The 21,281-nt window shown below is 58.5% G+C and carries 19 protein-coding genes; 5 read left to right on the top strand and 14 right to left on the bottom strand.

The window, feature by feature from the left end; all coding sequences use genetic code 11:
• Positions 1–67: 67 nt before the first annotated feature.
• The 8 genes from fabZ to LG371_RS06185 form a co-directional block, all read right to left on the bottom strand.
• Positions 68–532 (bottom strand): 3-hydroxyacyl-ACP dehydratase FabZ, encoded by a 465-nt coding sequence (gene fabZ / locus LG371_RS06220; protein ID WP_225748033.1) that lies wholly within the window; start codon positions 530–532, stop codon positions 68–70.
• A 1-nt stretch (position 533) separates the two neighbouring features.
• The gene (lpxD, locus tag LG371_RS06215; protein WP_225748032.1) at positions 534–1,562 is read right to left on the bottom strand and encodes a UDP-3-O-(3-hydroxymyristoyl)glucosamine N-acyltransferase; all 1,029 of its coding nucleotides are present in this window, start codon (positions 1,560–1,562) and stop codon (positions 534–536) included.
• 88 nt (positions 1,563–1,650) lie between these two features.
• A complete protein-coding gene (locus tag LG371_RS06210; protein WP_225748031.1) occupies positions 1,651–2,151 on the bottom strand; it encodes an OmpH family outer membrane protein in 501 nt (166 codons plus the stop codon).
• Between the two features lie 12 nt (positions 2,152–2,163).
• The gene (gene bamA / locus LG371_RS06205) at positions 2,164–4,563 is read right to left on the bottom strand and encodes an outer membrane protein assembly factor BamA (RefSeq protein ID WP_067595079.1); all 2,400 of its coding nucleotides are present in this window, start codon (positions 4,561–4,563) and stop codon (positions 2,164–2,166) included.
• Positions 4,564–4,566: 3 nt separating this feature from the next.
• Complete coding sequence (gene rseP / locus LG371_RS06200; protein WP_225748030.1) at positions 4,567–5,919, bottom strand: RIP metalloprotease RseP; 1,353 nt, start codon at positions 5,917–5,919, stop codon at positions 4,567–4,569.
• A gap of 173 nt (positions 5,920–6,092) precedes the next feature.
• The gene (gene ispC / locus LG371_RS06195; RefSeq protein WP_225748029.1) at positions 6,093–7,271 is read right to left on the bottom strand and encodes a 1-deoxy-D-xylulose-5-phosphate reductoisomerase; all 1,179 of its coding nucleotides are present in this window, start codon (positions 7,269–7,271) and stop codon (positions 6,093–6,095) included.
• A 386-nt stretch (positions 7,272–7,657) separates the two neighbouring features.
• Positions 7,658–9,079: a cysteine--tRNA ligase gene (gene cysS / locus LG371_RS06190; RefSeq protein ID WP_225748028.1), complete on the bottom strand. Its 1,422-nt coding sequence runs from the start codon at positions 9,077–9,079 to the stop codon at positions 7,658–7,660.
• Positions 9,080–9,171: 92 nt separating this feature from the next.
• On the bottom strand, positions 9,172–9,714 hold the full coding sequence (locus tag LG371_RS06185) for a hypothetical protein (protein WP_156503590.1): 543 nt from the start codon (positions 9,712–9,714) through the stop codon (positions 9,172–9,174).
• Positions 9,715–9,902: 188 nt separating this feature from the next.
• Between LG371_RS06185 and LG371_RS06180 the strand changes: the two genes are divergently transcribed.
• From LG371_RS06180 to LG371_RS06165, 4 genes are all read left to right on the top strand, one after another.
• Positions 9,903–10,562, top strand: coding sequence for an OmpA family protein (locus LG371_RS06180; protein ID WP_067595095.1), 660 nt, complete (start codon positions 9,903–9,905; stop codon positions 10,560–10,562).
• A gap of 614 nt (positions 10,563–11,176) precedes the next feature.
• On the top strand, positions 11,177–12,565 hold the full coding sequence (locus tag LG371_RS06175) for an MATE family efflux transporter (protein ID WP_067595098.1): 1,389 nt from the start codon (positions 11,177–11,179) through the stop codon (positions 12,563–12,565).
• Complete coding sequence (murB, locus tag LG371_RS06170) at positions 12,558–13,583, top strand: UDP-N-acetylmuramate dehydrogenase (RefSeq protein ID WP_067595101.1); 1,026 nt, start codon at positions 12,558–12,560, stop codon at positions 13,581–13,583. Before LG371_RS06175 ends, murB begins: the two co-directional genes overlap by 8 nt.
• A 318-nt stretch (positions 13,584–13,901) precedes the next feature.
• Complete coding sequence (locus tag LG371_RS06165; protein ID WP_225748027.1) at positions 13,902–14,546, top strand: TetR/AcrR family transcriptional regulator; 645 nt, start codon at positions 13,902–13,904, stop codon at positions 14,544–14,546.
• Between the two features lie 405 nt (positions 14,547–14,951).
• Here LG371_RS06165 and LG371_RS06160 read toward each other — a convergent pair whose 3' ends face one another.
• The 4 genes from LG371_RS06160 to LG371_RS06145 form a co-directional block, all read right to left on the bottom strand.
• The gene (locus LG371_RS06160; RefSeq protein ID WP_225747993.1) at positions 14,952–15,782 is read right to left on the bottom strand and encodes a transposase; all 831 of its coding nucleotides are present in this window, start codon (positions 15,780–15,782) and stop codon (positions 14,952–14,954) included.
• A 152-nt stretch (positions 15,783–15,934) separates the two neighbouring features.
• Complete coding sequence (locus LG371_RS06155; RefSeq protein ID WP_225748026.1) at positions 15,935–16,231, bottom strand: hypothetical protein; 297 nt, start codon at positions 16,229–16,231, stop codon at positions 15,935–15,937.
• Between the two features lie 10 nt (positions 16,232–16,241).
• Complete coding sequence (locus LG371_RS06150) at positions 16,242–16,412, bottom strand: hypothetical protein (RefSeq protein ID WP_225748025.1); 171 nt, start codon at positions 16,410–16,412, stop codon at positions 16,242–16,244.
• The gene (locus LG371_RS06145) at positions 16,388–17,338 is read right to left on the bottom strand and encodes a replication endonuclease (protein ID WP_225747994.1); all 951 of its coding nucleotides are present in this window, start codon (positions 17,336–17,338) and stop codon (positions 16,388–16,390) included. Before LG371_RS06145 ends, LG371_RS06150 begins: the two co-directional genes overlap by 25 nt.
• Before the next feature lie 313 nt (positions 17,339–17,651).
• Here LG371_RS06145 and LG371_RS06140 point away from each other — a divergent pair, with 313 nt between their 5' ends.
• Positions 17,652–18,347: an OmpA family protein gene (locus tag LG371_RS06140; protein WP_225748024.1), complete on the top strand. Its 696-nt coding sequence runs from the start codon at positions 17,652–17,654 to the stop codon at positions 18,345–18,347.
• A gap of 113 nt (positions 18,348–18,460) precedes the next feature.
• On the opposite strand, the gene LG371_RS06135 is transcribed toward LG371_RS06140, so the two are convergent.
• Together LG371_RS06135 and metG are read right to left on the bottom strand one after the other, a co-directional pair.
• Positions 18,461–18,967, bottom strand: a complete 507-nt coding sequence (locus LG371_RS06135) for a hypothetical protein (protein WP_225748023.1) — start codon at positions 18,965–18,967, stop codon at positions 18,461–18,463.
• 143 nt (positions 18,968–19,110) lie between these two features.
• Positions 19,111–21,171, bottom strand: a complete 2,061-nt coding sequence (gene metG, locus LG371_RS06130) for a methionine--tRNA ligase (RefSeq protein WP_225748022.1) — start codon at positions 21,169–21,171, stop codon at positions 19,111–19,113.
• Between the last annotated feature and the right edge of the window lie 110 nt (positions 21,172–21,281).

Raw genomic sequence — 21,281 nt, 5'->3', positions numbered from 1 at the left:
TGAAACGAGGTTTTCGCCATGCCGCCGCGGCTGCCGCCGAAGCGGTAGGGCTACCTGAAAATACGGGCTATTTGTCTACCGCGCGTTTGGCGCACATGATCACGGCTTCGGCGGCGATTTGGCCGTCTACGGTGGCGGTGGCTTTGAATTTGCCGATGTCGCGCTTGTGGGTAATCACGTCCAAGTGGATTTGCAGCTGGTCGCCGGGCACGACTTGGCGTTTGAATCGGGCGCTGTCGATACCGACGAAGAAGTAGATTTCGTTTTCCTGGCGCTCGCCGCGGCTGAGGATGGCGAGCACGCCGGCGGCCTGCGCCATGGCTTCAATCACCAACACGCCGGGCATCACGGGGAAATCGGGGAAGTGGCCTTCGAAAAAGGGCTCGTTGATAGAGACGTTTTTGATGGCGGTGAGGCTTTTTTCTTTTTCAAAGCCGATCACGCGGTCGAGCAGCAGGAAGGGGTAGCGGTGCGGCAGCAGGCGTTGCAGGGTGTGCACGTCTAAGGGCAGTTCGATGGATTCTAATTGCATGTTATTGTTCCTTTGTTGGTTTTACTGTGTTTTCTAAATCTTTCACGCGGCGGTGCAGCTCGTTTAAATGGCGCAGGTGCACCGCGTTTTTCACCCAGTCGCGGTGGGTTTGCAGCGGGTAGGAGCTGGCGTAGTAGTTTGGCTCGCTGATGGAGGCGGCCACCAGGGTACCGCCGCCGATAAAGGTTTTGTCGGCCACTTTGATGTGCCCGACAAACATGGCGGCACCGCCGATTTGGCAGTAGGCGCCGATGTGGGTGCTACCGGCAATGCCCACGCAGGCGGCGATGGCGGTGTGTGCGCCGATGTGCACGTTGTGGGCGATTTGCACGAGGTTGTCGATTTTCGCTCCCTCGGCGATGACGGTGTTTTCGATGGCGCCGCGGTCGATGGTGGTGTTGGCGCCGATTTCCACGTCGTTGCCGATGGCCACGCTGCCCACCTGCGGGATTTTGTACCAATGGTCTTGCGCCCAGGCGTTGCCGAAGCCGTCGGCGCCGATCACGGCGCCGGAGTGGATTTCTACTCGGTCGCCGAGGGTGCAGCCGGCATACACGGTTACGTTCGGGTGCAGGGTAACTTGTTGACCCAGCACACAGTCGGCTTCCACCACGCAGTTGGCCAGAATGCGGCAGCCTTCGCCCAATACGGTGTGCTCGCCGATGTAGGCGTTGGCGCTGATTTCGCAGCTGGCGGGCACGACGGCGCTGGCTTCCACCACGGCGCTGGGGTGGATGCCGGCTTTGGGCAAGGGCGCGGGGTGGAACAGGCGGGCGGTTTGGGCGAAGTAGAGCTGCGGGTTGTCGCACACGATGAGGTTGCGGCCGGGCAGTTTGTCGGCCAGCTTGTGGTGCACAATCAGGGCGCCGGCCTGGCTGGCGAGGGCTTCGGGCAGGTGTTTGGCGTGGGCGACGAAGCTGATGCTGCCTTCCTGTGCGGCATGCAGCGGGGCAATGCGGCTGACGGCCACGTCTTGTCCTACGATGCGGCCGCCTAATGCGGCGGTGAGTTGGGAAAGCGGTTTCTGCATTTTTCAGGTAGCCTGTGTGGCGGATGAGCCGGGCGGGCTGTGCTGCCGAAACCCGGCTTGGGCTGCGTTTATGTTTTTCAGGTAGCCTTTATTGGCTGTTGAGGGCGCGGATGACTTCGTCGGTGATGTCGAAACGGCTGTTGACGAAGATGACGTCTTGGATAATCAGGTCGTAGCCGTCGCGGCGTGCCAAGTCGGTGATGACGCGGTTGGCGGTTTGCTGCAGGGCGGCGAATTCTTCGTTGCGGCGCAGGTTGTACTCTTCGGTGAGCTGGGCGGCCTGGCGGCGCAGGTTGCGGTCGAGCTCGATCAGCTGCTGCTCGGTGCGGCGGCGTTCGGCGGCGTTCAGGTGGCCTTGGTCGAGGCGGGTTTTTAGGGCGATGCCCTGGTCACGCAGCCGTTGCAGCGCCTGCTGGCGGCTGCCGAATTCGCTTTGCAGCGTGGTTTGGATGCGCTGCGCCTGGGTGGATTCCTGATACACGCGCTCGGTGTCGATGAAACCGAGCTTCTGCACGCCGTCGGCGGCGGCCGGCAGCGCCAAAACGGCGGCAAGGGCGGCCGCGGCGAGGCGGGGGAGGGTGGACTTCATGGCTTGCCTTCCTTAGAACGTCGTGCCCAGCTGGAACTGGAAGCGCTGGATTTGGTCGCTATCCTCTTTTTTCAGCGGATGGGCGAAACTGAATTTCATCGGGCCCAGGGGCGAGAGCCAGGTGAGCGCCGCGCCCACGGAATAGCGCAATTCGTTGCTGAAGGTGGAACGGTGGTCTTGTTTGTAGTAGCCGTTGGTGCCGTTCGGTTTGGCGGGGCCGTAGGCATCGGGAGTGTAGGTTTTGCCGTCCCACACGCTGCCGGCGTCGGCAAACACGCTCAGGCGCACGGAACGTTGGTCTTTCACGCCGGGGAAGGGGAATAGCAGCTCGGCGGAGGCATAGGCTTTATAGGTGCCACCGTAGTTCACAATGTTTCTGCCGCCACTGTAGTTCTCATACACTTTCGGGCCGAGCGAGCCGCTTTCGTAGCCGCGCACGGAGCCTAGGCCGCCGCCGTAGAAGTTGTTGAAGAAGGGCACGGTGGAGGTGCCGCCGAACTTGCCGGCATAGCCCACTTCGCCGCCGAGCATCAGGGTGAAGCTCTTGCTCAAGGGGAAGAACCAGCGCTGGTCGTGGGTGAGGATGTAGTATTGCAAATCGCCGCCGGGCAAGCCGAGGTCGGCGTTTACGCTGGTGGTGTAGCCGCGGGTTGGCCACAGGGCATCGTCGGTTTTGTTGCGACCCCAGCCGATGTTGCCTTTGAGCAGCCAGTTTTTCTCGCCGTGTTCTCGAATAAAGTCTTGGTATCGGTAGGGTTGGTTCAGCTTGTCGCCGTGCAGCTTCACGGTGAGGTGCTCCACGCCGAGGCCGAAGTTTACGCGGTCGTATTCGGTAATAGGCACACCCATGCGCGCGCCCACGCCGATGCGGGTGGTTTCGTAGTTGTTTGAGCCGATGCTGCTGGAGCTGGATTTGTAGGGCATGAAGCCGCGGTAGTAGATGTCGTAGCCCAAGCTCACGCCGTCGGGGGTGAAATAGGGGTCGGTAAACGACAGCGAGGCAGTGTTTTGGGTTTTGCCGCGGGCAATGCGGAAGTTGGCGGATTTGCCGGTGCCGAACAGGTTATCCTGCGCCACGCCGGCGGAGAGCACCAGGCCGGTATCCTGTACCCAGCCGGCGGCCACTTCCACCGAGCCGGTGGAACGCTCTTTCACCGATACGTCGATGTCCACTTGGTCGGGCGTATCGGGCAGCGGGCGGCTTTCCACTTTCACATCGTCGAAGTAGCCCAAAAGCTGGATGCGGTCTTTGGAGCGGTTGATTTTGGCCGAATCGTAGGGCGCGGCTTCGGTTTGGCGCATTTCGCGGCGAATCACCGCATCGCGGGTTTTGTTGTTGCCGGAAATGTGGATTTGGTTCACATAGTATTTGCGGCCGGGGTTTACCGTGAGTACGAAATCCACGGTGTGGTTGGCCTGGTCGGGCTGCGGCTGCACGCCCACTTGCGCCAGCGCGTAGCCGGCCTGACCCATGCGGTCTTGGATGGCTTGCAGGCTATCCACCATCTGCGAGCGGTTGTAGCGCTTGCCTTCGCGCATTTTCAGCAGGGCTTCCAGCTCTTCGCGCGGCACTTCGCGGGTGTCGCCCTCAATGCGCACTTTGCCCCAGCGGTAGCGCTCGCCTTCGTGCACCTTAATCCACAGGGTTTGTTTGGTGCGGTCTTGGTTGTAGCGCACGTCGGCATCTTCCACCCGGCCTTCGAAGAAGCCCTCGTTTTGGTAGAAGTCGGTGATGGATTGCAGGTCTTTGCGGAATTGTTCGTCGGAGAAACGGTCGTCTTTGGAGAGCCAGCTGAGCATGCCGTGGCGGTCGAGCTTCATCTGGTGGCGCAGGGTGCGGTTGGAGAAGTGCTGGTTGCCTTCGAAGTCGATTTCTTCGATGCGGGTGGTGGCGCCTTCGTCGATTTTCAGCGTGATGTCCACGCGGTTGCGCGACAGGCGGGTTACTTCCGGCGTAACGGTGGCGGAGAGTTTGCCTTGGTTGGCGTATTCCTGCTGCAAGCCGGCCACGGCCTGGTTCAGGATGGCTTGGTTAAACGGCTGCGATTGCCCCAGGCCGAAGCTGTCGAGGTTTTTCTTGATGGCGTCGCTGGGCAGGGTTTTGCCGCCGGTTACGGTGAGGGTGTTGATGATGGGGCGCTCCACCACGGTGAGCAAAACTTGGTTGCCCATGGTTTCCACGCGCACGTCGTCGAACAGACCGGTGGCGTAGAGGTTTTTGATGATTTGCTCGCCTTCGCCGTCGTTGAAGGTGCTGCCCACTTTCACCGGCAGGTAGCCCAGCACGGTGGAGGGGTCGGTGCGTTGCAGGCCTTCGATGCGGATGTCTTGGATGGTAAACGGTGCGGCGGCCAGCGCCCAAGAAGACAGGCCGGCTGCAAACAAGGCGAAAGAAAGTTTGTTCAGTTTCATGCTTTATCCCAATAATCGGGTGATATCGTTGAAAAAGGCCACCAGCATCAGCATCAGCATCAGGGAGAGGCCAAAACGCAGCCCCCACATCTGCGCTTTGGCGCTGACGGGCTTGCCGCGAATCCATTCGGCGGCATAATACATTAAATGACCGCCGTCTAAAATAGGAATCGGCAGCAAATTCAAAATCCCGAGGCTGATGCTGACCACGGCGAGAAATTCCAGGTAATCCTGAATGCCGGAGGCGGCGGTTTTGCCGGCGTAGTCGGCGATGGTGAGCGGGCCGGAGATGTGGCTCACGGAAGCCTGGCCGGTGAGCAGGCGGGCAAACAGGCGGCCGGTGAGCGCGGTGTAGGTGCCCACGCGCTCTATGCCCATTTCAGCGGCACGAGGCCAGGAGGGGTGGTAGTGGTAGGTGGCGAGCGACATCCAGCGCCGGTCGGTTTCGGAATCGAAGCCGGCAAAGCCGTAGCGCTCGCCGTTGCGGTCTTCGCGGCTGTCGGGGCGCAGGGCTACCTGAAAAGGTTTGCCGCCGCGCAGGATATCTACGGTGAGCTTGTCTTGCGGATGCCGGCGGATGGCGGTGGTTAATTCCGGCCAGGTGTGTACGATTTGCCCGTCGATGGCCACCACGCGGTCGCCTTTGCGCAGGCCGGCGCGTTCGGCGGGCGAGCCTGGCTGGATGGTGGCGAGGATGGTGGTTTTGCGCAGGGCGGTGAGGCCGAAGTAGCCGCCACGACGCGCCACTTCTTTGGCTTCGGGCGTGCCGGCGGCGTCGATGGTGCGCACGGTTTCTTGGCCGTTGGCCTGGCGCACGGCTACCTGAACTTTGCTCGCGTCCAGATTCAAAATGATTTCCGACTGCGCATCGCCCCAAGTGGCCACGGCTTTGCCGTTTACGGCTTGGATGGTGTCGCCGGGGGCGAAGCCGGATTTTTCGGCCAGCGATTCGGGCGCCACCATGCCCACCATCGGCCGCACTTCCTGCGCGCCGAAGTGGCCGAAGGAGAAGGTGTAGAGCAGCACGGCCAGCGCCAGATTGGTGAGCGGGCCGGCGGCCACCACCAGTATGCGTTTGAAGGGGTGTTGTTTGTCGAAGGCGTAGGGCAGGTCGGCCTCGGGCACGTCGCCCTCGCGCGTATCGACCATTTTCACATAGCCGCCCAGCGGAATCGGCGCCAAACACCATTCGATGTTGCGCCAGCGTTTGTTGAAAAACGGCGTGCCGAAGCCCACGGAGAAGCGCAGCACTTTGATGCCGCACCAGCGCGCCACCAGCAAATGCCCCAGCTCGTGCAGGCTGACCAAAATCATGATGGCCACGATAAACGCGCCAACGGTATAGAGAAGAGACAAAGATGCTCCTTGAGCCCGGCTTGCTGCTTGAGGCTACCTGAAAAATCGGGGTTTCAGATTTTCACTGCGCCGAAGCTTGCGTTTTCAGGTAGCCCGATGATGTGCCGGAGAATAGGGGAAACGCCGTATTGTAATGGAAACAGGCGGTTTGGACAAAACATTGTGGGCAGGGCTCAGCCCAGCCGTTCCACATAATCCGTCGCCGCGCGGCGGGCGGCGGCATCCCGGGCCAGCAGGCCTTCCAGGCTTTGATGGCTACCTGAAATATCCTGCTCCAGCGTATGCCGCACCACCGGCGCGATGTCGGTGAAGCGGATGCGGCCGTCTAGAAAGGCAGCCACGGCGATTTCGTTGGCGGCGTTGAGTACGCAGGGCACGCCGCCGCCGGCCTGCATGGCTTGGTAGGCCAGCTCGAGGCAGGGAAAGCGGCGGTAGTCGGGCGCTTCGAAGGTGAGCGCGGCGAGGCTGGCGAAATCCAGCGGCGCGGTGCCGGAGGCGATGCGCTCGGGCAGGCCGAGGCAGTAGGCGATGGGCGTGCGCATATCGGGCGTGCCTAGCTGCGCCAGCACTGAGCCGTCGGTGTAGCGCACCATGCTGTGCACCACGCTTTGCGGGTGGATGACGGTTTCGAGCTTTTCCGGCGGGCAGCCGAACAGCCAGTGCGCCTCAATCAGCTCGAGGCCTTTGTTCATCATGGTGGCGCTGTCTACGGAGATTTTGCGCCCCATCTGCCAGTTGGGGTGTTTGACGGCTTGGGCGGGGGTGATAGCGGGGAAGTGGGCCAGATTGGTGTGTAGGAAGGGGCCGCCGGATGCGGTGAGGATGATGGATTCGACGCCGTTGTGTTTCAGGTAGTCTTTGTTGGGCGGCAGAACTTGGTAGATGGCGTTGTGTTCGCTGTCTACGGGCAGGATGTGCGCTCCGGCCTGTTCGGCGGTTTGCATGAAGAGGCTGCCGGACACCACCAGCGTTTCTTTGTTGGCCAGATAGATGGTTTTGCCGGCGCGGGCAGCGGCAAGCGTGGGCGGCAGGCCGGCGGCGCCGACAATGGCGGCCATCACGCCGTGGGTTTCGGGCGCGGTGGCGATGTCGATGAGGGCTTGAGCGCCGTGCAGCACTTCGGTTGGGCAGCCGGCGGCGGCGAGGTGTGTGCGCAGCTCGGCGGCTTGGGCTGCATCGGCGGTAACGGCGTATTGCGGGCGGAAGGATAGGCACTGCTCGGCCAGCTTGTCGGTTTGGCGGTGGCCGCTGAGGGCGAAAATGCGGAAACGTTCGGGATGGCGGGCAACGACGTCGAGCGTGCTGCTGCCGATGCTGCCGGTGCTGCCGAGGATGGTGAGGGATTGGGTCATGGCGGGTGGCGGTGTGTTGGCTGTTTTTGGCTGTGCTGAAATTTGCTTTGCTTGTTTTTGGCTGCGTTTTAGCTTCGCAGAAATTTCGTTTTAGCTTCGCAGAAACTCCGTTTTCTTTGGAAACTGTGTTTTAACTTCGTTGAAGCTGGCGCTTTCAGGTAGCCTGTTTGTGTGGGTGGGTGGGGTTGCTTTGGGCTGCTTAAAGCGGTTTGGCAAATGGGGAACTATACTGCTTTTTGCCTGTGCTTGCTATTGGGCGGCAGGGAGGAACGGGAAAGGCTACCTGAAAACGGGCTCCGGGCATTTCTACGAAGCGGAAATTTTAGCTTCGCAGAAACTTCGTTGCGTTGCGTTTTCAGGTAGCCATTTTGCTTGGGGCGGATGGCTTAATCGCGCGTCCAAGTGGTGCCGCCGGCGCCGTCGCGCAGGGTGATGCCTTGGGCGGCAAGCAGGTCGCGGATGCGGTCGGATTCGGCCCAGTTTTTGCTGGCGCGGGCTTGTTGGCGCTGGGCGATGAGGGCTTCGATTTCTTCGTTGCCCAAGCCGCCTGCCGCCGTGCCGCCTTGCAGGAATTCGGTGGGGCTGCGCTGGAGGAGGCCGATGGTGCCGGCCAGGGCTTTGAGGCAGCCGGAAAGCTTGGCAGATTGGGTTTTGTTGGCTTCGCCGGCCAGCTCGAACAATACGGCCACGGCCTGCACGGTGTCGAAGTCGTCGTTCATGGCGGCGAAGAAGCGGCGGGTGTAATCGTTGGCTTCGGAGTCTACCTGAAATTCTGCGGGCGGCACGTTGGCCAAGGTGTTGTAGAGGCGGGTGAGGGCATTTTTGGCGTCGTCCAAATGCGCGTCGGAATAGTTCAGCGGGCTGCGGTAGTGGGCGCGCAGGATGAAGAAGCGCACAACTTCGGGGTCGTATTGCTTCAACACTTCGCGGATGGTGAAGAAGTTGCCCAGCGATTTGGACATTTTTTCGCCATCGACACGGATGAAGCCGTTGTGCAGCCAATATTTGACATGGCTGGCAATATTTTGGCCGTGGTGGGTGTGCGCGTGTTCGTGCCCGCAAACATGGCCGCTGGCGCCCACGCTTTGGGCGATTTCGTTTTCGTGGTGCGGGAACTGCAAATCCGCGCCGCCGCCGTGGATGTCAAACGTATCGCCGAACAGGTTGTCGCTCATGGCAGAACATTCGATGTGCCAGCCCGGGCGGCCGTTGCCCCACGGGCTTTCCCATGCCGGCTCGCCTTCCTTGGCGGCCTTCCACAACACAAAATCCAGCGGATCGCGTTTGAAACCGTCCACTTCCACGCGCTCGCCCGCGCGCAAATCATCCAGCGATTTGCCCGATAACTGCCCGTAGGCGGGGAACTCGCGCACGGCGTAGTAAACGTCGCCATTCGCGGCGGGATAGGCTTTGCCGTTTTGAATTAGGATTTCAATCATGGCAATCATTTGCGGGATGTTTTCCGTCGCCTTCGGCTCGATGTCGGGGCGCAACACGCCCAGCGCGTCGGCATCTTCGTGCATGGCTTGGATGAAACGCGCGGTGAGCTCGCCGATGGTTTCGCCGTTTTCGGCCGCACGGGCGATGATTTTGTCGTCGATGTCGGTGATGTTGCGCACATAAGTGAGCGGATAGCCGCACTCGCGCAACCAGCGGGCAATCATGTCGAACACCACCATCACGCGGGCATGGCCGAGGTGGCAGTAGTCGTACACGGTCATACCGCAAACGTACATGCGCACGTTTGCGGGGTCGATGGGGGCGAAGGGCTCTTTTTGGCGGGTGAGAGTGTTGTAGAGGGTGGTCATGGTTGGGTTTAAATTATGGTTAGTGAAAGAGGGAAAGGCTACCTGAAAACATCAGCTTCGGCGCAGCCAACACAGGTTCGGCAGAGCTGCATTTATTCGCCATCGGCATCGGCGGGGCAGTTTGAGCCTTGGTAGGTATACCACTGGTTAATGTGGGTTTGGTGGGTGGAATTACGCCCGGTGTCGGTGGAGTCGATGGAGAAAGATACGGCGGGGCGGCCTTGTGGGTCGTTTTTCAGCGCCATGCCCACGGTGTAGGCATCGAGGCCGGGCTTGGCTTGGGCAGGGTTGAGCAGGGTGTAGGCGTGGCCGGTGGCGGTTTGGCGTTCTGCAAAACGGCCTTGCGGGTAGAGGCCGGTGGTGCGGCGGCGGATTTGCTCTTGCAGCCAGGCTTGGCTGTCGGCAGGGATACAAACTTTCCGCTCGGCATGGATGGAGGGCGAACGCGGGCGCGGGATGGCGTCGGGTTCGTCGGCGGGGCGGTAGCTGCCCCCATCGTTGCCCTGGTATAGATAGAGGCCGGTGGGGAGCTCGGCGTGGGAAAAAGCAGCGGCAAACAGGGCGAGGGCGGGCAGGAGGAGGCGGGCGGGGCGCGGCATATTTTCAGGTAGCCTATCGGGTTGTCGAGCGGGCATTGTAGCCGAAAGCCCTGTTGCCAGCCATACGGCGGGCGGATGAATGTAAACAAATATCTGGAAAGTTTGATAAACGGTAAATCTTGCGGCGGCGGCTTTTGTTTGCGCGGCGGCTCGCCTATAGTGGCTGCCTGCAAGGCAAAATGATTGCAATAATATTTCAACCGCATCCTGAAAGGATAACGAAAATGATGAAACGTCTGACTATTTTGGCTTTGGCTGCCAGCTTCACCCTGAGCGGCTGCGTAACCGACCCGGTTACCGGCCAGCAAACTATTTCTAAAACCGCGCTCTACGGCTTGGGCGGCGCGGCTGCCTGCGGCGCTATCGGCGCGCTCACCCACGGCAGCAAAGGCGCGCGCAATGCTGCTTTGGGCTGCGGCGTGGTGGGCGCCGGTGTGGGCGGTTATATGGACATTCAAGAGCGCCGTCTGCGCCAAGAGCTGGCCAACACCCAAGTGGCAGTGGAACGCCAGGGCGACCAAATCAAGCTGACCATGCCCAGCGGTGTCACCTTCGCCACCAACAGCTCCGCGCTCAGCCCGAACGCCGTGAGCTCGCTCAACACCGTGGCCGACGTGCTGACCCAGTATCCGGAAACCACCATCACCGTGGCCGGTCACACCGACAACACCGGCAACGACCGCATCAACAACCCGCTCTCGCAGCAGCGCGCGCAATCCGTGGCGGGCTACCTGAACGGCCGCGGCGTGGCCGCCAACCGCATCAGCACCGTGGGCTACGGCTCGCGTTCGCCGATTGCCGACAACTCCACCGAAGTGGGCCGTGCGCAAAACCGCCGGGTGGAAATCCTCATCAACCCGACTTCGCAGGCGCGCCAGCAGTAAGCGGTTTGGTGTGAAACTTGGAAACGGCACGGCAGCCCGCCGTGCCGTTTTGCATGGAATGCGGAAGAGGCTACCTGAAAATTTTAGCTGCGCAGAAACTCACGAAGCTCGTTTTCAGGTAGACTTTTGGTTTTAATTGCGTTGAAACTGTGCGTTGGCTTCGCAGAAACTCCGCTTTCAGGTAGCTTGTGCAGCCAGACGAATGTAAACGATTGCCGAGGGAATAGGTAAACGGCTTCGGCTGCCCAAGCTCTCCCGTTCTCGCAATCCCCTATTTTCAGGTAGCCTGCGCGCGGTTGGGGCTACCTGAAAATATGCGATTGCCTGAAACCGCCGAATAATCGCCGCTGTATTTTCAGGTAGCCTCTGCGGGCATGGCGGCGTGGCGGCAGATGGTTCACGTTTGCTCCGGTTTGTCCACCCGCTGTCGGCAGGCAAACAACACTTGTTATATATATGCCGATGCGGGGCGGATTGTTGGCGTTTTCTTTGTTGAATCAGGCGTCTTCCGCTATTTTATGCGCAAGGCGGGAGCGGGGCGGAGTGTTGCGTTACTACAACTTATGTTGCGTTTCTGCTAAAATGGCGCCCGTGTTCCACTCTTTCATTTGATTATGCTGCTCGACTTAAACCGTTATTCCCCCGCCGTTTTCCGCAATGAAGCCCGTCGCATGGGGGCTTTGGCGATGCCTATGCTCTTGGCGCAGATTGCCCAGGTGGGGGTGGGGTTTGTGGATACGGTGATGGCGGGCGGCGCGGGCAAGCCGGACTTGGCCGCCGTGGCCTTGGGCAGCAGCGCCTTCGTTACAGTGTTTATCACCTTCATGGGCATCATGACTGCGCTCAACCCGATGATTTCCCAAGCGCACGGCGCGGGCGAAACCGAGCAGGTGGGCGAATTGGGGCGGCAGGGCATGTGGTATGGCCTGATGCTGGGCTTTGTGGGCATGGCCGTGCTGTGGCTGATGGTGCAGCCGATCAATCATTATCTGGATTTGAGCCCGGAAGTGAAACGGCAGTTTTCGCAGTATGTGGGCTTTGTGGCGCTCTCCATGCCGGCGGCCATGGTGCACCGTGCGTTGCATGCCTTCGCTTCCAGCTTGGGCAAGCCGAAACCGATTATGTGGATGAGCTGGATTACTTTGTTTATGAATATCCCGCTGAACCATATTTTCGTGTATGGCGATTTGGGCATGCCGGCGTTGGGCGGCGCGGGCTGCGGCCTGGCCAGCGCGCTGGTGTTTTGGTTTAACGCGGCCGCGCTGTGGGTGTATATCGCCAAGCAGAAATATTTCCAACGCTTCGGCCTGCTTTCGCGCTTTTCCAAGCCGAATGCGAAAATCCTGCGCCAGATCACCAAATTGGGCGTGCCGATTGGTTTGTCGTTCTTCTTGGAAGTGAGCCTGTTTACCGTGATGATGCTGCTGATTGCCCGCCTGCCGGGCAATGCGGAAGACCATGTGGCCGCGCAGCAGGTGGTAAACAGCATCACCAGCCTGATTTATGTGATTCCGCAGGGCATCGGCGCGGCGGTAACCGTGCGCGTGGGCTTTTCCATCGGCGCCGACCGCTACTACCAGGCGCGCTATGCCGCCGGCGTGGCGCTTTCTTCCGGCGCGGCTTTGTCGATTATCACGGCGGTGCTCACCGTGCTGTTCCGCTACCCGATTATGCGGATTTACACCGACGACGCGGCCGTGATCGAATTGGGCGCCACGATTCTGCTGTTTGCCGCCGCCTTCCAGCTGGCCGATGCCATCCAATGCATCGCTTCCTATGCCCTGCGCGGCTATAAGGTGACCAAGCTGCCGATGGTGATTCACGCCATCGCGTTTTGGGTGGTCGGCCTCGGGCTGGGTTGCCTCTTGGCCTTCGGCACGCGGCTGGGGATTTACGGCTTTTGGGCGGCGCTGGTGTTGTCGCTGATGTGCGCGGCGGTGGCCCTGCTGTGGTGTTTGGAAGGAGTGAGCGAAGAAATGCTGGAGCATCAAGACGATGATTAAACTGCTGCGCCATGCCGATTTGAGCGGGCTGAACACATTCGGCCTGAGTGCGCGCGCCGCCGCCCTGTGCGAGCTGGACAGCGCCCAAAGGCTACCTGAAATCCTGCGCCTGCCTGAATACAGCCGCCAGAGCGTGCTGTGGCTCGGCGGCGGCAGCAATGTGCTCTTTATGCGGGATTACGACGGGCTGGTGGTGCGCATGGCCAATAAGGGCATCGACGCGCCCGAGCCGATAGGCGGCGGCAAAGTGCGCCTCACCGCGCAGGCCGGCGAAAACTGGCACGATTTCGTGCAGCACACCATCGCGCTGGGCTTGAGCGGCCTGGAAAACTTGAGCCTGATTCCCGGCACGGTGGGCGCCGCGCCGGTGCAGAATATCGGCGCATACGGCGTGGAGGCGAAAGACTGCATCGCCGCCGTGCATGCTTGGGATTTGGATGCCGGGCAGCCGGTGCGCTTTGAAAACGCCGCCTGCCGCTTTGCCTACCGCAACAGCCTGTTTAAGCAATCCGGCGGGCGTTATGTGATTACCGCGGTGGAGTTTGCGCTGGATACCGTATTCCAGCCCAAGCTGCATTACGGCGATGTGCAGAGCGAAGCCGAGGCCGTGGCCGGGGGCGCGCAGCTCACCGCCGCCGCCGTGGCCGAAGCCGTGTGCCGCATCCGCCGCCGCAAGCTGCCCGACCCGGCGCAGATGGGCAGCTGCGGCAGTTTCTATCAAAATCCGATTGTGCCGGCCGAGCAGGCCGCCGCGCTGAAACGGCAGTATCCCGCGCTGCCGGTGTATCCGCAGCCAAACGGCCAGGCCAAGCTCGCCGCCGGCTGGCTGATCGACCAATGCGGCTTGAAAGGCCACCGCGAAGGCAATGCCGGCGTGCACCAGAAGCAGGCGTTGGTGTTGGTTAACCTTGGCGGCGCCAGCGCGGAAGATGTGCGCCGCCTGTCTGAGCATGTGCGCGGCTGCGTGTTCCAACGCTTCGGCGTGTGGCTGGAGCCCGAGCCGGTGTGGCTGGGCTAGGGTGAAACAAATATAAGCCGCACAAATTTTCAGGTAGCCTAATTCCATTAGGGAAGGCTACCTGAAAAATTATGGGCGTGAAGGATGGCTGTTTCTTTTTCAGGTAGCCTTCATGCCCTTGCCCGCCAAAGGTTTGCACTTTATGCCACGCCTTTTGCCAGAAATGGTAATCAGGCAACGTTTCCCGCCTTTTATGCGGGCATAAAGTTGCCGACACTATACCGAAAGGGGCAGAGGCGGCTATAATCGCGGCGGCAGGCGGCACGACCACGCTGCGGTTGGCTGCTAAACGGGCCATACAGCAACGGAGAACAGCACATGACCAAGAAAAACGGCAAACCCAGCACCTACGACCGCGTGGTAGACATCAGCCTCAAGCTCTTCAACGAAGAAGGCGAGCGCAAAATCAGCACCAACCACATCGCCCAAGCTCTCGGCATCAGCCCCGGCAACCTCTACTACCACTTCCGTAACAAAGACGAGATCATCGTCCAGCTCTTCCAGCGCTACAGCGGCAAGCTGCTCGACTACATCCAGCAAACCCCCCTGCCCGACAACATGGCCAAAATGGGCGAATACATGAGCGGCGTGTACGACATCCTCTGGGAATACCGCTTTTTATTCAGCGACGTCAACACCCTGCTCACCCGCAGCAAAGAGCTTTGGGGCGAGCACAACGAATTCACCCACATCAAAATTTCCCCGCTGCTCGTGCGGATATTCACCGAGCTGCGCGCCAAAGGCATCCTCGACGCCGACGACGAAGCCCTGCGCGAGCTCGGCCTCAACGTATGGCTGCTCACCAAATACTGGTTTGACTTCGACAACTCCCAGCACATCGGCAACTGGGACGACGGCGCCAAACGCCGCGGCATCTACCAAACCATGAGCCTGGTGCGCGGCTTCGTGGCCAAAGAACACTATCAAAACTACTGCGAGCTGATGGCGCAATACCGCTCGTGAACCGGCGGCGCAGCAAGCAAACCACGGCGGCAGGAAGCAGTTCCCGCCGCCGTTTGCCGTTGGAGGCTACCTGAAAGTTTCAGCTAGCCCAAGCTGCGGCTACGGGCTAACTAAAGATACTGTTACATATCTTGTCAAATTTTCACTGTGTAAATGTTGGTTAAATCACCGCATCTCTATTGATTTTTCGGCGTATTTTACCCCTTGCGAAGCGACAACCATTTAGCTGCCGCGCTTCGCTTGGCGGCAACCTGCCTGCCTTTACCTCCTGCGGAGCTAAAGCCATTCAGGCTGCTTGTATTTGCGGGTCGTAGGGTCTGCCGCTCTTCAACACGGTAAAACAGTACACCAACAGCTTCCGCATTATTGCGCAAACAATCTGCTTGCCCGTCTTGCCGGAAGCCTTCAAACGATTAACAAACGGCTGCCATTCGGGCAAACTGAATGCGCGGACTGCCGGCAATATAACGCCGTTCGAATAGTCTTATCCCCTTGTTTCGAGATAGAGATAAACCTTGTTTTTCTTTCGCCGCTTTGTTTGATAATGGGGTTTAATCCAACGTACTTAATCGCAGCCTTTGCCGTGCTAAACGTCTTGAACCCGAACAGCGTTATCAGGTGGGGTATCGTCGCTGCACCGATGCCCCGAACCGACTTTAGCAGGTCGGCCTTGTCTTTGAGGTCTGGACTTTGCTTGATGTGCGTTTGAATTTGCTGCTCGACTTGCGCAATCTGCTGCCGAAGATGCGCTATTGTGTCGGCAATGATGGGAGTAGTGATGTCTTGGGCTACCTGAAAGCGGTTTTGATTGGCCACTACTATTTCTTTTAAATATTCAACTTGACGGGTTAGCGCCTTTAACTGCCGTTCAGATTTCGGCGGCGGTGCGTACAGCGTGGGTTGTGTCATCTGGCAATACTTGGCGATGGTCTTGGCATCTTGCTTGTCTGTTTTGACTGCCAGCAATTGCATCTCTGCAAATTTCTTAATACTTAACGGGTTGACGAGCGCTACGCTATGACCTTCATCATGCAGCCAATCGGCGATGTGTTCGCTATAAATGCCTGTCGCTTCCAAACAGGCGTAAACGGGTTTGTCCGTGTACTTCTTGAGCCAATCCCGCAGCTTCTCAAATCCGCTTTGGTCGTTCTTCAATACGCGATGTAGGTACTTATCCTCTACGATTAGGCAGCAATCTATTTTTTTCTTGCTTACATCTATTCCTAAATAGTTCATGGTGTATTCTCCACTTATATGCAGGCATACCATTTGGCGGCCTTGGATACTGTTCAGAATTAAATGCGGAAATCCCGCCCTGCCTATCTTTTGTTCGGCCTCCTACGACCAGCTACCTTTCACGGCTTCCATTGGGCGGGGTACTACAAAAACTATTCTACTCGCCTTGTTTGCGAGACGACAGCAAACAACTGCTCAACGGCTTCAATCATATTTGCCACTATCAGGCTTTCGGCGCGGTCTAACTCGAATTCTTGCTTGACGGTGGCCAATGCTTTTGCCAAAACGTTCGCTTGCTGGCTGTCCACTACCAACGCGCCCAAGGTTCTATTTTCAGGCTGTGGGTTGCCAAGGACACGCTTTGCAAAAAGATTATTGCCATCAAACATTTCGTCTTGCAAATACCTTATATCACTAACTGCTTTACCTAAATGCACCTTCTCAAACATTTCACACCTCCTATGATTTATCCGCTGCGGCACTCTGCGCGGCGGTTCGGTAGGGATTGTAAATGCCGTTTTCGGCAAAGTCGATACACAAGCCTTTATCCATGCCCCGTATCGGGGTGGCTTGGTCGGTATAACAGGTACAGGCCGCGCCGCTTTTCACACAGGCGACAGGGTAGGGCATCGTAGAAATGGCTGTGTTTTGCGGTGCGTAGGCTGGGGCTGTCCACGGTTTGCCGTCCATGCTGGGGCGGAAATCTTCGGGTTTATCGATATGTAGTTTTGCGGTTCGCCCCGTGTTTTGCTTTCCTTCAGGGTTTTGTAGAAAAAGTAGCTGTCCCATTCTTGCGCCCACTTGGCGAGTTTCTGCCGCCATTGCTTCGACCCTTCGCTTACGAATTGAAAGCCACTTGTCGCAATCTTCCAGCGAAAGCCTTTGTCTTGGCTGGTTTGGCATAAGCGAACGCCTTTGTCTGCGCTTATCCGTGCGTTTATGTGCTTGCCTATGTATTTGGCAATGTAGTTTGCCAAGCCTTTGCTGTTGGTTTTGACGGGCATTAGTTCGCTTCTGCCGAAGCCGTATTTGCCCATTGCTTCGCGCAGGCGTGCCCAGTGACCGCGTATCGCGGCATTCGCGCTTTTGTAATTACGGGCGGCGATTTGGCGGAAGTTCAGACCGCGGCGGATGTTTTCCTTGCAGGCTACTAGCAGGTGGTAATGTATGCGGCCTGTTTTGGTGCGTTCGACTACGCGGATGTATTGGGGGTAATGTTTTTTGAGAAAGTGGGTTCGTAGGCTGTTGAAGCGACGCTGTGCTTCTTTCGGACATTTGACTTCGTCGGCAAAAGTCAGCGTTAAAAATCCAACGCGGTCGATGCCGTGGCGGTCTATAAAAGACTTGACGTTGAGTTGCAGCACATAGGCTGATTTGCGGTGGGCGGTCGTGAACTCATTCAGCCGAACCTGTGCAGCTTCGGCATTATCGGCCTGACTGCACCATTTCGAAGGTGCCGTCTTGGCTTCGGTTGAGTTGTTTCTATTCAGACAAGGAAGGCTTCGGCTCGCTATGCTTGCCTTGCCCTGCTTCATCATCTGTTGCTTGAGTTTCATAAAAAATCGCCCTTGGTCTATGACACAAGGGCAATCTTTGCTTACTCGAATGCAGGCTGGCTGTCAAGCAACCGCCTAAGATACTGTTCAGATTGGTTTTTACTGCTTGCCCCTGTTGTCGGGGCGTAATATAAGGCTACCTGAAAAATATCCCGGAGCAAGCACTCAATTTTGCAGCCAATTGATTGTTCCGCCAGCCTGTTTTGCGGTACTATCCGCCTGTTCCCGCAGCGGTTGGCCTGCCAACGGCGCGGGAATACCGGCTTGCTGTTAGAGCCGTTTGTCCGATTTCAACCCGATAGGAGTGTGCACCATGAATTTGAAAACTTTATCTGTGATGGTGGCGGCTTTGTTTGCCGTGTCTGCCTGCGGCGGCCAGCCGTCCGGCGCGGCGCAGAATGCCTCTGCCGCGAGCCAGGCTTCGGCCGTGTCCGATGCCGCTGCGGCGTCTGACGCATCCGCTGCTGCGGTTTCCGATGCGGCGGCCTCGGCGGCTTCCGAAGGCGCGGCTAGCGTTTCCCAGCCGCAGGGCGCGTCCTCCGGCCTGAGCAGCCTGTCGGATAGCGGCATGAAGGAATCCGCCCACAATATGGCGCAGGGCGACACGCTCACCACCCGCGAAACCGCGCAGGGCACGGCGGTGAATTTGTCGTCCGACGTGCTGTTTGATTTCGGCCAGGCCGGCCTGAAGCCGGAAGCGGCGGGCGCGCTGGAGAAAGTGGCGGCCATGATTAACGAGCGCGGCGCGGCGGCGAAGGTTACCATCGTGGGCTACACCGATGCCAAAGGCAGCGCGGAATACAACCGCAGGTTGTCGGTGAGCCGCGCGCAATCGGTGAAAGACTGGCTGGTGCGCCACGGCGTGCAACAGGCGATTGCCGTGGAAGGCAAGGGCGCGGCCGATCCGGTGGCTCCCAATGCCAAGCCCGACGGTTCGGACAATCCGGAAGGCCGTGCGCAAAACCGCCGCGTGGAAATTTTGATTGCTTCGGGCGAAGCGGGCAAATAAGCCCGGCGGCCGGAATAAAAGGCTACCTGAAAACGCAACGCAGAGCAGTTTCTGCGAAGCTAAAATTTTCAGGTAGCCTTTTCGTTTGCCTTTTGTTGGGGAAACTCGGGAAGTTATTGCCCTTCGGTTTGCCGGATATAGACATCCACCCGGGCGCGACGCGCGGCTTCTTCGGCACGGGTTCGGCGCAGCAGCTCGGCGGCGGTGAGGCCGCGCCTAGGCGCTTCTTCGGCGGCGTATTCGGGCATTTTTTCATCGACCAAGGCTTCTATTTGGCGGCGCAGACGGGCGCGTTCGGCGCGGCTGTCGATACATAGTTTGTTGGAATCGGCGTTGAGGCGGTAGTTTTTTGCGGGGGAGTGGCGTAATTGGTGGCGACAAAGCTCTGCTTTGGGATGGTTAAAGAGCAGTATTAAAGATAATTCGTTGAAATATGCCGATACTTCTGGGTTGTCTCGGTAGCAGAACGCACCAGTGGCTAAGGTGTCCGTGTCTTTGATGAGCTGTTCGCACTCAGCAGCGAGGGTGGGCGTGGCAGAATGGGGGGCGGCTGGCTGGTGTTGTGCGACGGCGGGGGCGGACAAGGCGGCAAACAGGAGGAGGGCGAGGAGTTGGCGCATGGGATTCCTTGAGCTTTGTGAAAACGGAGCTTGCTTGAAACGGGAACAGACATTTTCAGGTAGCCCGGATGAGGCTACCTGAAAATGAATGGGCTGCAGGAAAGCTTATGCCGACGGTGCGGACAAGGCGGCCGGCTGGGCGCTTAGCACACTTTATAACCGGGCTCGGCGCCTTCATCGGGGCTGAGGATACGGGAGGAGCCGTCGGGCAGCTCGGCACTCAGAATCATGCCTTCGGATACGCCGAATTTTGCCATTTTGCGCGGGGCGAAGTTGGCGACGGCGATGACCATTCTGCCGTTCAATTCGGCGGGATTCGGGTAGGACGCGGCGATGCCGGAGAAGATGATGCGTTTTTCAAAACCGAAATCGAGGTCGAATTTTAAGAGCTTGGTGCTGCCTTCGACGGCTTCGCAGTTCAATACTTTGGCGACGCGCATGTCGATTTTCATGAAGTCGTCGAAGCTCGCCTGTTCGGCGACTTTTTCGTATTTGCTGTCTTCAACAGGCACGGCTGCGGCGGCAATGCTTTGTTTGTTGGCTTCGATTAAATCGTCCACTTGTTTTTGCTCCACTCGTTGCATTAAATGTTCGTATTTGTTGATGGCGTGTTCGCCCAAGGTTTCGCGCGTGTTCGCCCAGGTAATCGCGTCCAGATTGAGGAAACGCGCGGCGTTGGCGGCGGTTTGCGGCAATACGGGGGCGAGGTAGGCGGTCAGCATGGTGAAGGCGTTGATGAGTTCGCTGCATACTTCGTGCAGGCGTTCGTCTTGACCTTCTTGTTTGGCGAGCTCCCACGGTTTGTTGGCATCGACGTATTCGTTTACGGCGTCTGCCAATGCCATTATGTCGCGTAGGGCGCGGGCGTATTCGCGGTTTTCGTATTGCTCGGCGATGGTGTCGCTTTCGGCAGCGAGTTTTGCCAGCAATGCGCTGCCTGAAACGTCTTTCAGACGACCTTCAAAGCGTTTAGCCAGAAAGCCTGACGCGCGGGCGGCGATGTTGACGTATTTGCCGACGAGGTCGCTGTTTACACGCGAAATAAAGTCTTGCAGGTTCAAATCGATGTCTTCGATTTTGCTATTGAGCTTGGCGGCGATGTAGTAGCGCATCCACTCGGGGTTCAGGCCTTGTTCCAGATAGGATTTGGCGGTGATGAAGGTGCCGCGCGATTTGGACATTTTTTGTCCGTCCACGGTCAAAAAGCCGTGTGCATAGACGCCGGTCGGGGTGCGGTGGCCGGAGAAATGCAGCATGGCGGGCCAGAACAGGGCGTGGAAATAGAGGATGTCTTTGCCGATGAAGTGGTACATCTCGGTTTGGCTGTCGGCTTTGAAGTATTCGTCGAAATCGATGCCGATGCGGTCGCACAGGTTTTTAAACGATGCCATGTAGCCGACAGGCGCGTCCAGCCAAACGTAGAAGTATTTGCCCGGCGCGTCGGGAATTTCAAAACCGAAATACGGCGCGTCGCGGGAGATGTCCCAGTCGGACAGGGTGGTTTCTTCGCCTTCGCCCAGCCATTCTTTCATTTTGTTGAGGGCTTCGGGTTGAAGATGGGGCTTGCCGTCGTGCGGGTTGTTGCCGGAAGTCCATGCTTTGAGGAAGTCGGCGCACTCGCCCAGTTTGAAGAAGAAGTGTTCGGATTCGCGCAATTCGGGATTGGCACCGGAAACGGCGGAATACGGGTTAATCAGTTCGGTCGGGGAATAGGTCGTGCCGCAGACTTCGCAGTTGTCGCCGTATTGGTCTTGGGCGTGGCATTTGGGGCATTCGCCTTTGACGAAGCGGTCGGGCAGGAACATTTGTTTTTCGGGGTCGAAAAGCTGCTCGATGACGCGGCTCTCAATCTTGCCGTTGGCTTTGAGTGCGCGGTAAATGTCTTTGGAAAACTGTTTGTTTTCAGGTGAATGGGTGCTGTAATAATTGTCGTAGCCGATGTGGAAGCCGGTAAAGTCGGCAAGATGCTCTTCGCGCACTTTGGCAATCATGTCTTCGGGCGCGATGCCTTGTTTTTGTGCGGCAAGCATCACGGGCGTGCCGTGGGTGTCGTCGGCGCAGCAGTAGTGGCATTCGTTGCCGCGCAGTTTTTGGAAGCGCACCCAAACGTCGGTTTGGATGTGTTCGACCATGTGGCCTAAATGGATGCTGCCGTTGGCATAGGGCAGCGCGGAGGTAACGAGGATTTTGCGTGGTTTGCTCATGTTGGAAGCTCGGTTAAATCGTGTGAAAACAGGGTGGCATTATGCCACAAAGGGCAGGCCCTTAGCAGGGAGAAGGCTACCTGAAAGTACTGGCTGCAGCGAAGCTACAA

The organism is Eikenella sp. Marseille-P7795 (assembly GCF_916618725.1).
In the GTDB taxonomy this organism is placed as follows: Bacteria; Pseudomonadota; Gammaproteobacteria; order Burkholderiales; family Neisseriaceae; genus Eikenella; species Eikenella longinqua.
The sequence above is the reverse complement of the archived record's forward strand: the minus strand, read 5'-3'. Positions and strand labels throughout refer to the sequence as shown.

Excerpts from the sequence above, each read along its gene's own strand:
- fabZ (WP_225748033.1), bottom strand. The coding sequence starts at position 532 with ATGCAATTAGAATCCATCGAACTGCCCTTAGACGTGCACACCCTGCAA.
- lpxD (WP_225748032.1), bottom strand. The coding sequence starts at position 1,562 with ATGCAGAAACCGCTTTCCCAACTCACCGCCGCATTAGGCGGCCGCATC.
- LG371_RS06210 (WP_225748031.1), bottom strand. The coding sequence starts at position 2,151 with ATGAAGTCCACCCTCCCCCGCCTCGCCGCGGCCGCCCTTGCCGCCGTT.
- bamA (WP_067595079.1), bottom strand. The coding sequence starts at position 4,563 with ATGAAACTGAACAAACTTTCTTTCGCCTTGTTTGCAGCCGGCCTGTCT.
- ispC (WP_225748029.1), bottom strand. The coding sequence starts at position 7,271 with ATGACCCAATCCCTCACCATCCTCGGCAGCACCGGCAGCATCGGCAGC.
- cysS (WP_225748028.1), bottom strand. The coding sequence starts at position 9,079 with ATGACCACCCTCTACAACACTCTCACCCGCCAAAAAGAGCCCTTCGCC.
- LG371_RS06185 (WP_156503590.1), bottom strand. The coding sequence starts at position 9,714 with ATGCCCGCTCGACAACCCGATAGGCTACCTGAAAATATGCCGCGCCCC.
- LG371_RS06180 (WP_067595095.1), top strand. The coding sequence starts at position 9,903 with ATGATGAAACGTCTGACTATTTTGGCTTTGGCTGCCAGCTTCACCCTG.
- LG371_RS06175 (WP_067595098.1), top strand. The coding sequence starts at position 11,177 with ATGCTGCTCGACTTAAACCGTTATTCCCCCGCCGTTTTCCGCAATGAA.
- murB (WP_067595101.1), top strand. The coding sequence starts at position 12,558 with ATGATTAAACTGCTGCGCCATGCCGATTTGAGCGGGCTGAACACATTC.
- LG371_RS06165 (WP_225748027.1), top strand. The coding sequence starts at position 13,902 with ATGACCAAGAAAAACGGCAAACCCAGCACCTACGACCGCGTGGTAGAC.
- LG371_RS06160 (WP_225747993.1), bottom strand. The coding sequence starts at position 15,782 with ATGAACTATTTAGGAATAGATGTAAGCAAGAAAAAAATAGATTGCTGC.
- LG371_RS06155 (WP_225748026.1), bottom strand. The coding sequence starts at position 16,231 with ATGTTTGAGAAGGTGCATTTAGGTAAAGCAGTTAGTGATATAAGGTAT.
- LG371_RS06150 (WP_225748025.1), bottom strand. The coding sequence starts at position 16,412 with ATGCCCTACCCTGTCGCCTGTGTGAAAAGCGGCGCGGCCTGTACCTGT.
- LG371_RS06145 (WP_225747994.1), bottom strand. The coding sequence starts at position 17,338 with ATGAAACTCAAGCAACAGATGATGAAGCAGGGCAAGGCAAGCATAGCG.
- LG371_RS06140 (WP_225748024.1), top strand. The coding sequence starts at position 17,652 with ATGAATTTGAAAACTTTATCTGTGATGGTGGCGGCTTTGTTTGCCGTG.
- LG371_RS06135 (WP_225748023.1), bottom strand. The coding sequence starts at position 18,967 with ATGCGCCAACTCCTCGCCCTCCTCCTGTTTGCCGCCTTGTCCGCCCCC.
- metG (WP_225748022.1), bottom strand. The coding sequence starts at position 21,171 with ATGAGCAAACCACGCAAAATCCTCGTTACCTCCGCGCTGCCCTATGCC.